16 protein-coding genes are annotated in these 14,799 nt (G+C 71.4%); 11 read left to right on the forward strand and 5 right to left on the reverse strand.

The window, feature by feature from the left end; genetic code table 11:
• Nucleotides 1–47 precede the first annotated feature (47 nt).
• From ASG76_RS13355 to ASG76_RS13375, 5 genes are read left to right on the forward strand one after another with little or no spacing between them, the layout of a single operon-like run.
• Complete coding sequence (locus ASG76_RS13355) at nucleotides 48–1,031, forward strand: hypothetical protein (RefSeq protein ID WP_056604008.1); 984 nt, start codon at nucleotides 48–50, stop codon at nucleotides 1,029–1,031.
• Nucleotides 1,028–1,483, forward strand: a complete 456-nt coding sequence (locus ASG76_RS13360) for a hypothetical protein (RefSeq protein WP_056604011.1) — start codon at nucleotides 1,028–1,030, stop codon at nucleotides 1,481–1,483. Before ASG76_RS13355 ends, ASG76_RS13360 begins: the two co-directional genes overlap by 4 nt.
• Nucleotides 1,480–1,791 carry a hypothetical protein gene (locus ASG76_RS13365; RefSeq protein ID WP_056604012.1) on the forward strand — a complete coding sequence of 104 codons (312 nt, stop codon included), beginning with the start codon at nucleotides 1,480–1,482 and terminating at the stop codon, nucleotides 1,789–1,791. Before ASG76_RS13360 ends, ASG76_RS13365 begins: the two co-directional genes overlap by 4 nt.
• 23 nt (nucleotides 1,792–1,814) lie before the next feature.
• A complete protein-coding gene (locus tag ASG76_RS13370; protein WP_056604015.1) occupies nucleotides 1,815–2,792 on the forward strand; it encodes an NADPH:quinone oxidoreductase family protein in 978 nt (325 codons plus the stop codon).
• Between the two features lie 35 nt (nucleotides 2,793–2,827).
• Nucleotides 2,828–4,771: a M13 family metallopeptidase gene (locus ASG76_RS13375; protein WP_056604018.1), complete on the forward strand. Its 1,944-nt coding sequence runs from the start codon at nucleotides 2,828–2,830 to the stop codon at nucleotides 4,769–4,771.
• A gap of 78 nt (nucleotides 4,772–4,849) precedes the next feature.
• Here the strand turns inward: ASG76_RS13375 and ASG76_RS19760 are convergent, their stop codons facing one another.
• The gene (locus tag ASG76_RS19760; protein ID WP_056604021.1) at nucleotides 4,850–5,569 is read right to left on the reverse strand and encodes a collagen-like protein; all 720 of its coding nucleotides are present in this window, start codon (nucleotides 5,567–5,569) and stop codon (nucleotides 4,850–4,852) included.
• A gap of 134 nt (nucleotides 5,570–5,703) precedes the next feature.
• Here ASG76_RS19760 and ASG76_RS13385 point away from each other — a divergent pair, with 134 nt between their 5' ends.
• Nucleotides 5,704–6,510 carry a 2-phosphosulfolactate phosphatase gene (locus tag ASG76_RS13385; RefSeq protein WP_235529600.1) on the forward strand — a complete coding sequence of 269 codons (807 nt, stop codon included), beginning with the start codon at nucleotides 5,704–5,706 and terminating at the stop codon, nucleotides 6,508–6,510.
• Nucleotides 6,511–6,608: 98 nt separating this feature from the next.
• Complete coding sequence (locus tag ASG76_RS13390) at nucleotides 6,609–7,631, forward strand: SGNH/GDSL hydrolase family protein (protein ID WP_056604027.1); 1,023 nt, start codon at nucleotides 6,609–6,611, stop codon at nucleotides 7,629–7,631.
• Here the strand turns inward: ASG76_RS13390 and ASG76_RS13395 are convergent.
• Entirely contained in the window at nucleotides 7,622–8,143 is a 522-nt protein-coding gene (locus tag ASG76_RS13395) for a hypothetical protein (RefSeq protein ID WP_157559109.1), read from the reverse strand. The genes ASG76_RS13390 and ASG76_RS13395 overlap by 10 nt on opposite strands.
• Before the next feature lie 19 nt (nucleotides 8,144–8,162).
• Nucleotides 8,163–8,726 (reverse strand): hypothetical protein, encoded by a 564-nt coding sequence (locus ASG76_RS19285; protein ID WP_056604033.1) that lies wholly within the window; start codon nucleotides 8,724–8,726, stop codon nucleotides 8,163–8,165.
• 61 nt (nucleotides 8,727–8,787) lie between these two features.
• On the opposite strand from ASG76_RS19285, the gene ASG76_RS19290 reads away from it, so the two are divergent.
• The 4 genes from ASG76_RS19290 to ASG76_RS13420 are packed head-to-tail and all read left to right on the forward strand — an operon-like array spanning nucleotide 8,788 to nucleotide 12,542.
• Entirely contained in the window at nucleotides 8,788–9,168 is a 381-nt protein-coding gene (locus ASG76_RS19290; RefSeq protein WP_056604036.1) for a YbaB/EbfC family nucleoid-associated protein, read from the forward strand.
• On the forward strand, nucleotides 9,165–9,479 hold the full coding sequence (locus tag ASG76_RS13410) for a type VII secretion target (RefSeq protein WP_056604039.1): 315 nt from the start codon (nucleotides 9,165–9,167) through the stop codon (nucleotides 9,477–9,479). Before ASG76_RS19290 ends, ASG76_RS13410 begins: the two co-directional genes overlap by 4 nt.
• Nucleotides 9,476–10,333: a hypothetical protein gene (locus tag ASG76_RS13415; RefSeq protein ID WP_056604043.1), complete on the forward strand. Its 858-nt coding sequence runs from the start codon at nucleotides 9,476–9,478 to the stop codon at nucleotides 10,331–10,333. The genes ASG76_RS13410 and ASG76_RS13415 overlap by 4 nt, the downstream gene beginning before the upstream one ends.
• Before the next feature lie 34 nt (nucleotides 10,334–10,367).
• On the forward strand, nucleotides 10,368–12,542 hold the full coding sequence (locus tag ASG76_RS13420) for a RecQ family ATP-dependent DNA helicase (RefSeq protein WP_056604046.1): 2,175 nt from the start codon (nucleotides 10,368–10,370) through the stop codon (nucleotides 12,540–12,542).
• 16 nt (nucleotides 12,543–12,558) lie between these two features.
• Here ASG76_RS13420 and ASG76_RS13425 read toward each other — a convergent pair whose 3' ends face one another.
• Both ASG76_RS13425 and ASG76_RS13430 read right to left on the reverse strand, forming a co-directional pair.
• Entirely contained in the window at nucleotides 12,559–13,089 is a 531-nt protein-coding gene (locus ASG76_RS13425; protein ID WP_056604049.1) for a hypothetical protein, read from the reverse strand.
• Between the two features lie 85 nt (nucleotides 13,090–13,174).
• Complete coding sequence (locus ASG76_RS13430; protein ID WP_056604052.1) at nucleotides 13,175–14,749, reverse strand: DHA2 family efflux MFS transporter permease subunit; 1,575 nt, start codon at nucleotides 14,747–14,749, stop codon at nucleotides 13,175–13,177.
• Between the last annotated feature and the right edge of the window lie 50 nt (nucleotides 14,750–14,799).

Here is a 14,799-nt window from a genome sequence, read left to right on the forward strand (position 1 = left end):
CAGCAGCGGGCATCTCGGGGGGACACCAGCCGTCGAAGGGGAACACCATGAGCCAACTCCAGGTCGAGCTGTCCGACCTCCGCGGCTGGTCCCGCCAGGTCGGGCGGGCCGGCACCGACTGCGACGGCCTGTCGTCCTACCTCTCCGCCCACGTGCCCGACGGCGACTTCGGCGCCATCCTCGAGCTCGTCACCTACGACTACGAGAGCCTCATCCCGGCGTTCACCACCGTGCTCGGCGAGGAGGGCACGCGGCTCGGCGCGACCGCGACGGCGCTGCGCGAGACGGCCCACGACTTCCAGGAGACCGACGCCCGCGTGGCCCAGGACTTCGGGGTCGGCCGGGCCATCGACGACGACATGCGCGCCGCCGGGTTCTACGACGTGGCCGGCGTCCTGCCGGTCGGCGCCCCCACCTGCGACACCGCCTCCCTCCCCGAGGTCTCCTTCGGCTTCGTCCTCGACAAGATCTGCGACCTCACCGAGTGGATCATCGGCATCGACCCGCGGGAGTACGTCACCCGCTGGATCGCCGGCGACATCGAGAAGGCCGCCCTCCAGGCGTCGGCCTGGCAGCACGTCAGCGACTGCCTGGACAAGGTGACCGACAACCTCGCCCACGGCCAGTCGGCCATCTCGCGCACCTGGCGCGGCGGGGCCGCCGACCGGTCGGCCGACCACGTGGAGAAGTGGATCACCGAGCTGTCGAGCCAGTCGCGCGCGATGAGCAAGGTGAGCGGCCACCTGCGCGACATGATCCGGTCGTCGGTCGACCTCGCCCAGAACGTCGTCGACATCATCCGGATGATCATCTCGATCTGCAGCGCGGCGATCTCGTCGTCCTACATCCCCCTGTGGGGCCAGTGGAAGGCAGTGAAGACGATCAAGGAGGGCTGGGAGCTCTTCAAGACCGCCCGCAAGGCGATCATGGCGTTCTGGCAGATCATCACCACGATCAAGAACCTCATCATCAGCCTCGTGCACGCCGTCACGGTCGAGTCCCTCCCCGACGCACCCCGCGTGCCCGCATGACCGAGCTGACGCCCGAGGAGGAGGTGGCCGCGGCGCTGGTCGCGTTCCGGGCCACGCTGGAGATGGCCCAGGGGCACCTCGCTCGGGTCGCGGCCACACCCGTCCACACGCGCGAGGAGCGCGAGCAGCTGCACCGCGACGCGCTCGCGGGCGCGCTCGGGCCCGACATGGAGCGGCTGGCGCGGCTCGTCGACGACGGCGAGACGAGCTGGGGAGAGGTCTTCGAGGGCAGCTCGCCGCACGCCGAGCTGCTGCACTCGCACCTCGACACCATGGAGCAGCGCTACGCCGAGGACTGGAAGCGTGCCCTGGAGGACGACCCGACCTTCGACCCGAGGACGGTCGAGGAGGAGGTCCGCGACGAGATGAGGGCGGCGGTCGGGGACCAGGTCGCGCACGAGATCGCGCACGAGATCGTGGACACTGGGCACGACCCCATGGAGGACGAATGAGCATCGACCGGCCGCAGGGCGACGACGACATGGGCGCGGGCGGCTTCCTCGCCCGCTTCCTCCAGGGGTTCGTGCTGGACGCCCTCACCAACGGCGCGGTGTTCCTCTCCCTCATCGTGGTCATCGCGGGAGTCATCACCAAGCAGCCGGGCTGGATCGCCCTCGGTGTCGTGGTCGGCCTCGCCGGGATGGTGCTGCCCTGGACGGGCCTGGCGCGCAAGTGGCCCGACCCCGTGATGTGGGCGGTCGCGGTGCCGGTCATCGTCGTCGACATCGCCGTGCTCGCGCTGATGTGGAAGCGCGCCTGACCCGTCTGGCTACGCTCACCCCCATGCTGGCAGTCCAGGTCGTCTCGCTCACCGGTCCCACCGACGTCGAGGTGCGCGAGGTCGACGCGCCGACACCCGGCCCCCACGACGTGCTCGTCGAGGTCCACAGCGTCGGGGTCGCCTTCCCCGACCTGCTCCTGAGCCGCGGGGAGTACCAGTTCAAGCCCGAGCCGCCCTTCACCCTCGGCGTCGACTTCGCCGGCGTCGTCCTCGACCCGGGCTCCGCGGAGTCCAGCGGCTTCACCGTCGGCCAGCGGGTCGCGGGAGTCAACCTGCACGGCGGCGCGGCCGAGCAGGTCGCCAACCCGGCGATCTTCACCTTCGCGCTGCCCGACGCGCTGTCGTACGACGAGGGCGCGGCGATGCCGATGAACTACCTCACCGCCCTCTTCGCGCTCGAGGAGCGCGGGGGCCTCCGCGACCGCGAGACGGTCCTGGTCCACGGTGCGGCCGGCGGCGTCGGCACCGCGACGCTCCAGGTGGCCAAGGGCCTCGGCGCCCGCACCATCGGCGTGGTCAGCACCGAGGAGAAGGCCGACTTCGCCCGTGCGGCCGGAGCCGACGACGTCGTCGTGGGTCCCGACTTCAAGGACGCCGTCAAGGACCTCACCGGTGGCAAGGGCGTCGACGTGGTGCTCGACGTCGTGGGCGGCGACGCCTTCACCGACTCGCTGCGCTGCCTGGCCGAGCAGGGCCGGGTGCTCGTCGTCGGCTTCGCGGCCGGACAGGGCATCCCCGAGGTCAAGGTCAACCGCCTGCTGCTCGGCAACACCGACGTGCGCGGAGTCGGCTGGGGTGCCTACGCCATGACCCGTCCGGGCTACATGCAGAAGCAGTGGCACCGCCTCGCCCCGATGGTCGAGTCCGGCGTGGTGCGCCCACCCGTGGGGGCGACCTACGACCTCGCCGACTTCGGCCGCGCGCTGGTCGACATGGACGAGCGTCGCACCCTGGGCAAGTCGGTCGTGCACCTGCGCTGAGGCAGGCGGGTGGACGCCCGCGTTAGGGTCGGCGCGTGACGATCCTCGACGCCGCCCGCGAGGGCATGAACCCCGACATCCGTCCGCAGGACGACCTCTTCGGCCACGTCAACGGACGGTGGCTCGACGAGACCGAGATCCCCTCGGACAAGTCGAGCTGGGGCGCGTTCATCGCCCTCGCCGACGCCGCCGAGCAGCAGGTGCGCGAGATCATCACTGAGCTCGCCGACCGCCCGGCCGACGGCCTCGACGCCGACGAGCGCAAGATCGGCGACCTGTTCGCCTCCTTCATGGACACCGACACGATCGCCGCGAAGGGCCTCGAGCCGGTCCGCGGCCTGCTCGACCAGGCGCGCGGCGTCAACGACCTCACGGGGCTCGCGGCCTTCCTCGGGATGTTCGAGCGCATCGGCGGCCCGGGCCTGTTCGGCTCCTACATCACCCCCGACCGCGTGGACGCCTCGCGCAACGTCGTCTACCTCGCCCAGGGCGGTCTCGGGCTGCCGGACGAGTCCTACTACCGCGACGAGAAGTTCGCCGAGATCCGCGAGAAGTACCTCGCGTACCTCACCACCTTGCTGACCCTCAGCGAGCACGACGACCCGGCCGGTGCCGCCGCCCGCGTGCTGGCGTACGAGACCCGGCTGGCGGAGGGCCACTGGGAGGCCGCCGCGACCCGCGACGTGCAGAAGACGACCAACCACAAGAGCCTCGAGGAGCTCCGCGAGCTCTGCCCGGCCTTCGACTGGATCACCTACGTCACCGGCCTCGGCGGCACCGAGGAGACGCTGCGCACCACGATCGTGATGCAGCCCGACTTCTTCTCCCACCTGTCCACGGTGCTGGAGGAGACGCCGATCGAGACGTGGCACGACATCCTGCACGTGCGCGTCATCCGCAGCTCGGCGCCCTACCTGCCGGATGCGTTCGTCGAGGCCAACTTCGACTTCTACGGCCGCACCCTCAACGGCACCCCCGAGCTGCGTGCGCGCTGGAAGCGCGGCGTCGACTTCGTCGAGGGCGCCATCGGCGAGGCCGTCGGCAAGGTCTACGTCGAGCGCCACTTCCCGCCGGCGTCGAAGCAGATGATGGACGAGCTCGTCGCCAACCTCGTCACCGCCTACCGCCGCTCGATCGAGGCGCTGGACTGGATGGGCGAGGACACCAAGGAGAAGGCCTACGACAAGCTCGACCGGTTCTACCCCAAGATCGGCTACCCGACCGAGTTCCGCGACTACTCCTCGCTGACCGTCTCCGCCGACGACCTGATGGGCAACGTCGCCTCCGCCTCGGCGTTCGAGACCGACCGGCAGCTGGAGAAGGTCGGCCAACCGGTCGACCGCGACGAGTGGCTGATGCTGCCGCAGACCGTCAACGCCTACTACCACCCCGGCACCAACGAGATCTGCTTCCCGGCCGCCATCCTGCAGCCCCCGTTCTTCAGCCCCGACGCCGAGGACGCGGAGAACTACGGCGGCATCGGCGCGGTCATCGGCCACGAGATCGGGCACGGCTTCGACGACCAGGGCGCGCAGTACGACGGCGACGGCAACCTGCACGACTGGTGGACCGCCGACGACAAGTCGGCGTTCGAGGCCAAGTCGCAGGCCCTGATCACGCAGTACGACGCCTTCGAGCCGCGCAACCTGCCCGGCGAGCACGTCAACGGCAGCCTCACGGTCGGTGAGAACATCGGTGACCTCGGGGGGCTGACCATCGCGCACAAGGCCTACGTCATCAGCCGTGGTGGCGAGGCCTCGCTCGACGAGCGGCGCACGCTCTTCCTCAACTGGAGCCACGTGTGGCGCACCAAGCGCCGCAAGGAGCAGGAGCTGCAGTACCTCACCATCGACCCGCACAGCCCGGCCGAGTTCCGCGCCAACATCGTGCGCAACCTCGACGAGTTCCACGAGGTCTTCGAGACCGAGCCGGGCGACGGTCTGTGGCTCGAGCCGGAGGCGCGCGTCCGGATCTGGTGATCCGCCCGGTCCCACCGGAGGACGCGGAGTCCGCGAGTCAGCAGATGGCTCGCGGACTCCGCGCTCGTGGCCCTCGGCTCAGCTCGGAACCGTCGCGCAGACCACGTCGAGGGTCAGCACCTGTCCGGCCATGCTCCCGATGAGGTTGAGCCCGGCCGCCTGGAAGGCGCTGTCGCTGGTGCGCGTGACCTGGCTGGTCAGGTTGGCCAGAGGCGCGGCGTAGCCGGCGGTCGCGGAGATCGCCTTCTTGCCTGCCGGGCACGCTGCGGTCACCGAGTCGGTGCCACCCATGCCGGGGATGGTGACCGTGCGGGTGACGACCTCGAAGCCGCTGAGCCCGGGAAGCCCGGGGAGCCCGGGGAGGCCTTGGGAGCCGACGGGGCCGACAGGGCCGACAGGGCCGACGGGGCCGACAGGGCCAACGGGGCCAACGGGGCCAACAGGGCCACTCAGCCCTGGCACGCCCGGGATCCCCTGGATGCCTTGATCGCCAGTGAGCCCGATCAGGCCTTGGAGTCCCTGGAGACCCTGTTCACCCTTCGCGCCCAGCTGCCCGGCGGGGCCGGCCGGACCCTGGGGACCCGTGGCGCCGACAAGGCCGCGGAGCTTGCTCTTGGCGCCGAGAGAGAGGTCCTTTGCCTTGAGCGTGCGGTTCTTGACGTCCTTGCTGGTGACGGTGTTGTTCGTGATCTGCTTGCCGGTGATCATCATGGATGCGGTCGCGCCGACGCCGGCCGACAGCACGAGCGCGACGACGGCGACGATGACGGCCATGACCGTGCGGGGGGCGATCTTCACAGGACTCTCCAGGGAGTGAGGTGTGGACATTTCGTAGACGTCCCGAGTAGGTCGCAGGTTAGGGGCCGACGGCGGGCTGCGTGGCGCGTTCGCAGAATTCGGCAGCGCCCCAGCCGGAGATGTTGAATGAGCACGTGACGATCCCGGGACACGACCAGTCCTCCTACCGGCTGCGCCTGGAGTGGGGTCCCACCGGCGCGGAGGCGGTGCGCGCCGACGTGGCCGTGGTCGTCGACGTGCTGTCCTTCACCACCACGCTGGGCGTCGCGGTCGAGCGCGGCATCGAGGTGTTCCCGTTCCTGTGGCGCGACTCCCGGGCCGCCGAGCACGCGGTGCGCCACGGCGCCACCCTCGCGGTCGGCCGGTTCGAGGCGCTCTCGCGCGGCGACGCCCGCCACGTGTCGCTCTCCCCGGCCAGCCTCGCGGAGGTCGAGGGAGTCGAGCGGCTGGTGCTGCCCTCACCCAACGGCTCCTCCATCGCCTTCGGCCTGGCCGACGCCGGGTCGCGGGTGGTGGGCGCGTGCCTGCGCAACGCGGGCGCGGTGGCCCGCTGGCTCGCGCCGCAGGTCGACGCCGGCGCCAGCGTCGTCGTCGTACCCGCGGGGGAGCGGTGGTACGACGAGACGCTGCGCCCGGCGGTCGAGGACCTGTGGGGTGCGGGTGCGGTCCTCGACGCCCTCGGCGACCTCGTGGCAGCTGACGCCACGGCGAGCCCCGAGGCCCGGATGGCTGTCGCCGCCTGGCGGGCCGCGGAGATGCCGCACGACCTCGCCGACTGTGCGGGAGGCCGCGAGCTGGCCGAGGCCGGGTTCGCCGCGGACGTGGCGATCGCCGCGCAGCACGACGTCAGCGAGGTCGTCCCGGTGCTCACGGGTGAGTCGTTCCGCGACGCCGCGACGCTGCCCGGGGCCGGGCCGCGGCTGCGTCGCATCGACTCCTGAGAGAACCTGCTCGATCACCTCTGGTGGCGGCGGTCCGCGAGTGCCTAGTGTGAGCGCGGTCACACTCGGGTGGCCACGATCTCGGAGGACTCACGCAGATGATCCGCACGTCTCGACGTCTGGCGGTGCTGGGCTCGGCCCTCGCCGGCCTGCTCGCCCCGCTCCTGCTCCAGCCCGCGCAGGCCGCGGCACCGGTCTACGTCGCCCTCGGCGACTCCTACGCCTCGGGCACCGGCACCCGCTCCTACATCGCCGACGGCACGTCCTGCCAGCGCTCCACCTACGCCTACCCGAGCCTGATCGCCGCGGCCCGCGGCTACGCGCTCAACTTCCGCGCCTGCTCCGGCGCCACCATCCCCGACGTCACCAACACCCAGCTCGGCGCCCTGACCTCGGCGACCAACTACGTCTCGATCTCGGTCGGCGGCAACGACGCCGGCTTCGCCGACGTGCTCACCGAGTGCGCCCAGCCGTGGTGGTCGAGCAACTGCGACGGCGCGATCAACACCGCCCAGTCGTTCATCAACAACACGCTGCCGTCGCGGCTCACCACGCTCTACTCGAGCATCCGCAGCCGCTCGCCCTACGCCAAGGTCGTCGTGGTCGGCTACCCGCGCATCTTCAACGGCGAGGACTGCAACGCCTTCACCTGGTTCTCCCCGGCCGAGGAGTCGCGGCTCAACCAGACCGCCGACCTGCTCAACAGCCGTCTGGCGACTGCGGCGTCCGCCGCGGGCTTCTCCTTCGCCAACCCCACCAGCCGCTTCGTCGGCCACGCGGTGTGCGACGCCGACGAGTGGATCAACGGCCTCTCCAGCCCGGTCAGCGAGAGCTACCACCCCAAGGTCATCGGCCACGCCAACGGCTACACCCCCACCGTGAGCCCGCTGCTGACCGGCGCGGTGGTCGCGGTGACCGCCCAGGTCGTCGCCGACTCGACCGCGAGCGCGGACAGCCAGGCCGCGCTGCAGCGCCAGTACGCCGACGCCGACCGCTCGATCGAGCCGGAGACCTTCGTCGCGCCCGACCTGACCACGCCCGAGGCGCGTCGTGCCGCCCGCCGTGCCGGGGTCGACATCGAGAGGTTCCTCGAGCGGGCGCGGTCGGGCGCTCAGGGCTGAGGCGGGTCGACCGACGAGCCGTCACCCGGGACACGCCAGGTCGTGGAGAGCTCGGGCCGGTCGCGCACGACCGGCCCGAGCGCCGCGAGGAGGGGTTGCAGGCTCTCGAACCGTGCCGTGGTGACCTCCAGCTCGACGCTCGCGCCCGACGGCGTACGACCCGTCAGCCGCACGTAGTCGTCCCACGCCGAGGGGGTCAGCGGGCCGAGGCTGCCCTCGTGGCCGCGCTCGACCCCGGTGAGGTCGGCGAAGTCGATCGCGGTCCGCGTGCGTCCCAGTCGGGTGGTCTCGACGCGCTCGCCCGACACCCGTACGCCGCTCGTGGCCACGTCAGCGGCCAGCGCGAGCGGGGCGCCGACGAAGAGCAGGCTGCACCCACCCGCGGTGAGCAGGGCCATGCTGCGCCGTGCGGTGGAGGTGTGCCACGCCTGCCAGGTGCGCAGCACGGGCCACACCATCAGGGCCGCGACGAGCAGGCATGCCCACACCAGCGAGGTCCGCGGCTCCAGCACGACCCATCCGGCACCGGCGTCAGCCGCGCTGGGTGCCACGTTCGGTGCCGAGGTCGCGGACGTACTCCTCGAAGAGGGCGCGGTGGACGTCGTGGGGCAGCAGGTCAGGACGTCGCGCCACCACCGGTGCGAGCGCCACCAGCAGCGGGTCGATGCTCTCGACCGTCTGGGCCGTCACCTTCAGCCCGCGCCGCCGACCCGCCGTGGTGCGGCCGATCAGGGTCACCGACTTGTTCCAGAACTCCGGGGTGGCCGCGCCCACCGAGGCATCCCTCCCGGGCCGGACCTCGATCAGGTCGTCGAACGCGAAGGAGCGCACCTCGCGCTCCCCCCGGCGTACGACGACGCGGTCCGGGTGCACGATGATCGTGCGACCCCGCAGCCACCAGACGGCCCACAGGGGCAGCACGACCATCAGCAGGGCGACAGCCGCCGTGAGGAGTCCCCGGTGGGGACCGCCGTCCAGCCAGGTGGCGGGGGTCAGGACGATCCCGAGCACCAGCACGGCGAGTGCGAGGTTGCGGACGAGCGGTCGGGGAGTCAGGACGGTGGAAGGCGACGACGCGCCGAGATGGCTCTCCATGTTTGCCCACAGTAGGGCGGGGAAGATGCCCTTCGCACCACGACACCGAGGAGGAACCCCGATGAGCTCACGTCTCGATGCCTACCTGGCGGCGATGAACGAGTCGTTCGATGCCGCCGAGTCCCGACTCGACCAGGCCCGGGCGCTGGCGACGACCACCGAGCAGATGCGTGTGGAGGGTGAGTCCACCGACCGCGTCGTCACCGTCGTCGTCGACGGCAACGGCCAGATGGTCGACCTGCGCCTCGACGACTCCTTCGCCCGCCTCGATGCCGGCCAGCTCGCCCACGGCGTGCTGGAGGCGCACGCGCAGGCCAAGCGACGCCTGAGCTTCGCGGTCGAGCAGGCGGCTCGCGACATCTACGGTCCCGACGTCGCCGCCGCGTCGACGATCACCCAGTCCTACCGCAGCACCTTCGGCTACGAGGAGTACCAGCGATGAGCATCGACGTCAGCCTGTCCGCGATGCGCAGCCACGCGGCGAAGGTCGACCACCTGAAGGGTCAGGCGGAGAAGGCGGTGCAGGCCGCCGACTCGGTCTCGTTCCACCCCAACACCTACGGGAAGATCGGCGCCGCGCTCGTCTACCCGCTGATCGCCCCCCTCGAGGTGGCCGGCGTCGGTGCGACCCGCGCCGCCAGCGGCTCGCTCTCGGCCACGGCGTCGGGCATGCGCGCCGCAGCGGACCTGTTCGAGCTCGTCGACGAGACCGTCGCCGAGCTCAACGAGAAGCTCCAGAAGGCGCTGTCGTGAACGACCTGATCGCCCACGCCGACCGCAACCCGGGTTTCAACGACATGACCGACGGCCTGAAGATGATCGACGGTGCCGCCGACTCCGCCGAGGCCTTCGGCCGCGGGGACTGGATCGAGGGCTCGGTCAACGGCCTCAGCGCCGGCATCGACGTCGTCGGCGCGATCGTCGACCCCATCGGCACCATCGGCTCGATGTTCGCCGGCTGGCTGATCTCGCACATCGGCCCGGTGCAGGACGCGCTCGACGAGCTGCTCGGCGACCCGGCCACGATCCAGTCCTTCGCCCAGACCTGGGAGAACTGCGCCGTGCACCTGCGCGGGCTGGCCGACGACTACCGCTCGGCCGTCGCCGGCGACCTCAGCGGCCTGCGCGGGATGACGATGGACGCCTACCGCGACTTCGCCGAGACCGAGGAGTCGCTCGTGCGTGGCATGGGCAACGTCTGCACCGGTGTCGGCGCCGGCGTCGCCCTCGGCGGCACCGTGCTCGCCGGCGTGCGCGAGTTCATCGTGCAGATCATGTCCGACGCCATCGGGCAGATCATCAAGCTGCTCGGCGAGTCCGCCTTCACGCTGGGCATCGCCGCCCCGCACGCCATCACGACCGCGGTCAACAAGTGCCACGACCTGATCCAGCGCACGCGCACGCTGATGTCCGACCTGGCCAAGTCGCTCGACAAGTTCGCCGACCTGGTCTCCGACATCTCCCCGGCGCTCGAGAAGGCCTCGACCGCGCTGGCCAAGGCCTCGCGCTACGCCGGGGAGATGAACGAGACCGAGCTGACGGCGCTGAGCCAGCTGATCAAGTCGGCGACCCAGACCGACAACTACCGAGATCCGCAACCGGCCTGAGCGTCCCGTCGGTGGCGGTTGGTAGACAGGGGGCATGACCACGCCTGCACCCGCCGCCGTCACCGACGACGTACGACACCGGGCCCGCGAGGCCGCCGAGGCGCACCTCCGGGCCCTGGTCGGCAGTGACGCCGCCGTCCTGCGCGAGGACCAGTGGGCCGCCATCGAGGCGCTCGCCGTCGACCACCGCCGCGCGCTCGTCGTGCAGCGCACCGGGTGGGGCAAGTCGGCGGTCTACTTCGTGGCCACCAAGCTGCTGCGCGAGGCGGGCGCCGGGCCGACCGTGATCGTCAGCCCGCTGCTGGCGCTCATGCGCAACCAGATCGCCGCGGCCGAGCGTGCCGGCATCCGCGCGGTCACGATCAACTCGACCAACATCGACCAGTGGCAGCCGATCAACGACCAGATCCACGCCGGCGAGGTCGACGTCCTGCTGGTGAGCCCGGAGCGGCTCAACAACCCGGGCTTCCGCGACGAGGTGCTGCCGCGACTGGCCGCGACCTGCGGGCTCCTGGTGGTCGACGAGGCGCACTGCATCTCCGACTGGGGCCACGACTTCCGCCCCGACTACCGCCGCCTGCGCACCCTCCTCGCCGAGCTGCCCGACGGCATCCCGGTGCTCGCCACCACCGCGACGGCCAACGCCCGCGTCACCGGCGACGTCGCCGAGCAGCTGGGGGTGCACGGATCCCCGTCGGTCGAGGAGGGCGCCCAGCGCCCGCCACGAGACCAAGGTGTCCTCGTGCAGCGCGGCACGCTCGACCGCGAGTCGCTGCGCCTCGGCGTCGTACGGCTCAGGACGCCCGAGCAGCGGCTCGCCTGGCTGGCCGACCACCTCGCCGAGCAGCCGGGCTCCGGCATCGTCTACTGCCTGACGGTGGCCGCCACGCAGGAGGTCGCGGGCTACCTCCGCGACCGCGGCCTCGAGGTCGCGGCCTACTCCGGGCAGACCGAGGCCGACGAGCGCCACGGCCTCGAGCAGGCGCTGGTCGAGGGTCGCGTCAAGGCGCTCATCGCCACGAGCGCGCTCGGGATGGGCTTCGACGCCAGCCTCGGCTTCGTCATCAACCTGGGCGCCCCCGCCTCGCCCGTTGCCTACTACCAGCAGGTCGGCCGCGCCGGCCGCGGCACGGACGACGCCACCGTGGTGCTGCTGCCGCAGGTCGAGGACCGCGACATCTGGGCCTACTTCGCCTCCCTCGGCTTCCCGCGCGAGGAGCAGGTGCGCGAGACCCTCGCGGCGCTCGCGGACGCCGGTCGTCCGCTGTCGACCGCCACGATCGAGACGCGCGTCGAGCTCGGTCGCAACCGGCTGGAGTCGATGCTCAAGGTGCTCGACGTCGACGGTGCCGTGCAGCGTGTCCAGGGCGGCTGGGTCGCGACCGGCCGCCCTTGGCACTACGACGCCGAGCGCTACGCCCGCGTCGCCGAGGCCCGCGAGCGCGAGCAGCAGGCGATGCTCGACTACCTCGCCACCGACCGGTGCCGCATGCGCTACCTGCGCGAGCAGCTCGACGACGAGGGCGCCACCGACTGCGGTCGCTGCGACAACTGCGGTGGGCTGAGCCTGTCCGACTCCGTCAGCCAGGCCGCCGTCGCGGAGGCCGGGGCCCGGCTCGCGCGGCCGGGCGTGGCGGTCGAGCCGCGCAAGATGTGGCCGACCGCGCTGGCCAACCTCGGGGTCGACCTCAAGGGCAAGATCTCCGCCGGAGCGGAGACCGGACGCGCCGTCGCCCGCCTCACCGACCTCGGCCACGGGCAGGCGCTGCGCGAGCTCTTCCGCGAGGGCACGCCCGACGGGCCCGTCCCGCCCGGGCTCGCGCAGGCGGTGATGGACGTGATGAAGGACTGGTCGTCGCAGTGGTCGTCGCGACCGACCGCGATCGTGGTGGCGGAGTCCGCGACGCGTCCGCTCCTCACCCGCGACCTGGGCGAGAGCCTGGCGCGGGTGATGCAGGTGCCGGTCGTCGGCACCTGGTCGATCCGCGACGAGACCGTCCCGCCGCGAGCCGGTCAGTCCAACTCGGCGCAGCGGGTCGCCGCCGTACGCCGTCGCTGCCGGCTCGACGCGCAGGTCCCGCCCGGCGCGACGGTGCTGCTCGTCGACGACCAGGTCGAGACGGGGTGGAGCTCGACCCTCGCGGCGGTCGCGCTGCGCGAGGCGGGCGCGTCCGCGGTGCTGCCGCTGTGGCTGGGCAGCCGGTCCTGACCGGACCTGCGTGCGGTCAGGGGGCCGTGGACAGCGCGTAGTCGAAGTAGGTGCGCTCGAGGTCGCCGTCGAGGAGCTCGGGTCGGCGCTCCACCTCCTCGCGGAGGCGTCGGAGCAGCGGCTGCAGCGTCTCGACGTAGTAGCGCGAGACGACGATGACGGTGCGCTCACCGTCGGGCCGCCGTCCCATGAGGAAGACCTTCTCGTTGCTGAGCACTGCACCGCCGCGCGTGGAGTAGCGCACCTTGATCTCGTCGAGGTCCGAGAACGCGACCGAACGTCGCTCGCCACCGGAGACCACGGTGACCCCGTCGTCCGACAGGTAGGTGTGGCGCTGGTGGATCGAACGCGCGATGACCAGCGGCACCGCCACCAGCAGGAGCGCCATGACCGCGGTCATCGCCCACAGGCCCGCCGCCGTCGCGCCCGCCTCACCAGCGGCGCGTCGCGAGGTCTGCACGCACGGCACGAGGAAGACCACGGCCGCCGCGAGGAGGATCCACGTGATCGTCCTGCGCTGGGGGAGCTCAGTCCCGAGACCGTCCATGTCGCCAGAGAATAGGGCCCCCGCACACGCCAGCGGCCCGCCCTCCTGCTGGAGGGCGGGCCGCTTCGACGTCGTGGGCCGGGGCTCAGTGACCCATCATCGCGGTCGGGTCGACCGGGGCGACCTTCCTGCGCGGCAGGAAGGCGGCCGGGATCAGGCAGCACGCGACGAGGATGGTCGCCACGATGAAGACCGTCGCGAAGGCGTCGGCCAGCGGCGCCTGCCCGGAGGCGGCGAAGGCGACGAACTTCTCGACCGGCATGCCGATCTTCTCCGCGATCGCGGCCAGCACGCCCTGGTCGCCCTCGGCCGACCGCGACGCGAGGTAGGCGCCGGCGGCGTCGCTGCCCTTGATCTGGTTGGTGAGGATCACCGAGAACAGCGCGGTGCCGATCGAGGCCGCCACCTGCTGGGTGATGTTGAGCAGGGTGGAGCCGCGCGCGACGTTGTGCGCGGTGAGCGTGGCGAGCGCCGCCGTCATGATCGGCATCATGGTGCCGCCCATCCCGAGGCCCATCACGAACAGCGCGCCCAGCATGTAGGCGTACGAGGTGTCGGCGCCGATCTGGGTGAACATCGCCATCCCGACCGTGATCACCGTGATGCCGACCAGCACGATCTTGCCGGGCCCGATCCTGTCGGCCAGGATGCCGGCGACCGGCATGGTGAGCATCGCGCCGACGCCCTGCGGCGCGAGCAGCAGGCCGGCGCCGAGTGCGTCCTCGCCGCGGACCTGGATGAAGTAGAGCGGGAAGAGCAGCGAGGCGCCGAAGAAGGCGATCGCGAAGAGCATCATCGCCAGCACAGCGACCGTCATGTTGCGGTTCTGGAACAGCCGGAGCTCGACCAGCGGGTGGATGTTGCGGCGGTTGAGCGCCCACGGCACGAAGGCCACGATCAGCAGGATGCCGAGCAGCGCGGGCAGCCACACCTCGGTCGCGGTGACGGTGCCGTGCTCGGGGATCGAGCTGACGCCGTAGAGGAACGCCGCCAGGCCGGGCGAGAGCAGCAGCATGCCGAGCCAGTCGAAGGTCTCCGACGGCTCGACCTCGTCCTTCGGCAGCACGACCCAGGCGTAGGCGATCGCCGCGATGCCGATGGGCAGGTTGATCAGGAAGATCCAGTGCCACGAGGCGCTGTCGATGAGCGCGCCGCCGATGATGGGGCCGAAGATCGGGCCCAGCAGCATCGGGATGCCGAGCACGGCCATCACGCGACCGACGCGCTCCGGGCCGGCGGCCCGGGTCAGGATCGTCATGCCGAGCGGCATCAGCATGCCGCCGCCGAGACCCTGCAGCACGCGGAAGAGCACGAGCAGCTCGAGCGAGCTGGCGCTGGCGCACAGCACGGAGCCGGCGGTGAAGAGCAGCACGGCGAGGAGGTAGAGCCGCTTGGTGCCGAAGCGGTCGGCCGCCCAGCCGGTGAGCGGGATGACGCTCGCCAGGGCGAGGGTGTAGCCGGTCATCGTCCACGCGACCTCGGCCGCGGTGGCGTCGAACTCGCGCTGGAAGGTCTCGAGGGCCACCGAGACGACGGTGATGTCGAGGATCGACATGATCGCGCCGAGGACGACCACCCCGGCCACCATCAGCACGTTCTTGTCGAGCTTGTCGGAGTGGTCCGGCTGGGTCTCGCCGGGAGAGGTCTGGGTGTCGGTCACGCCGCAACGGTATTGGTTGCGTCCGACAACGACCCAATCCTTTTCGCGGT

The sequence above is a fragment of the Nocardioides sp. Soil774 genome, assembly GCF_001428125.1.
GTDB lineage: Bacteria > Actinomycetota > Actinomycetes > Propionibacteriales > Nocardioidaceae > Nocardioides.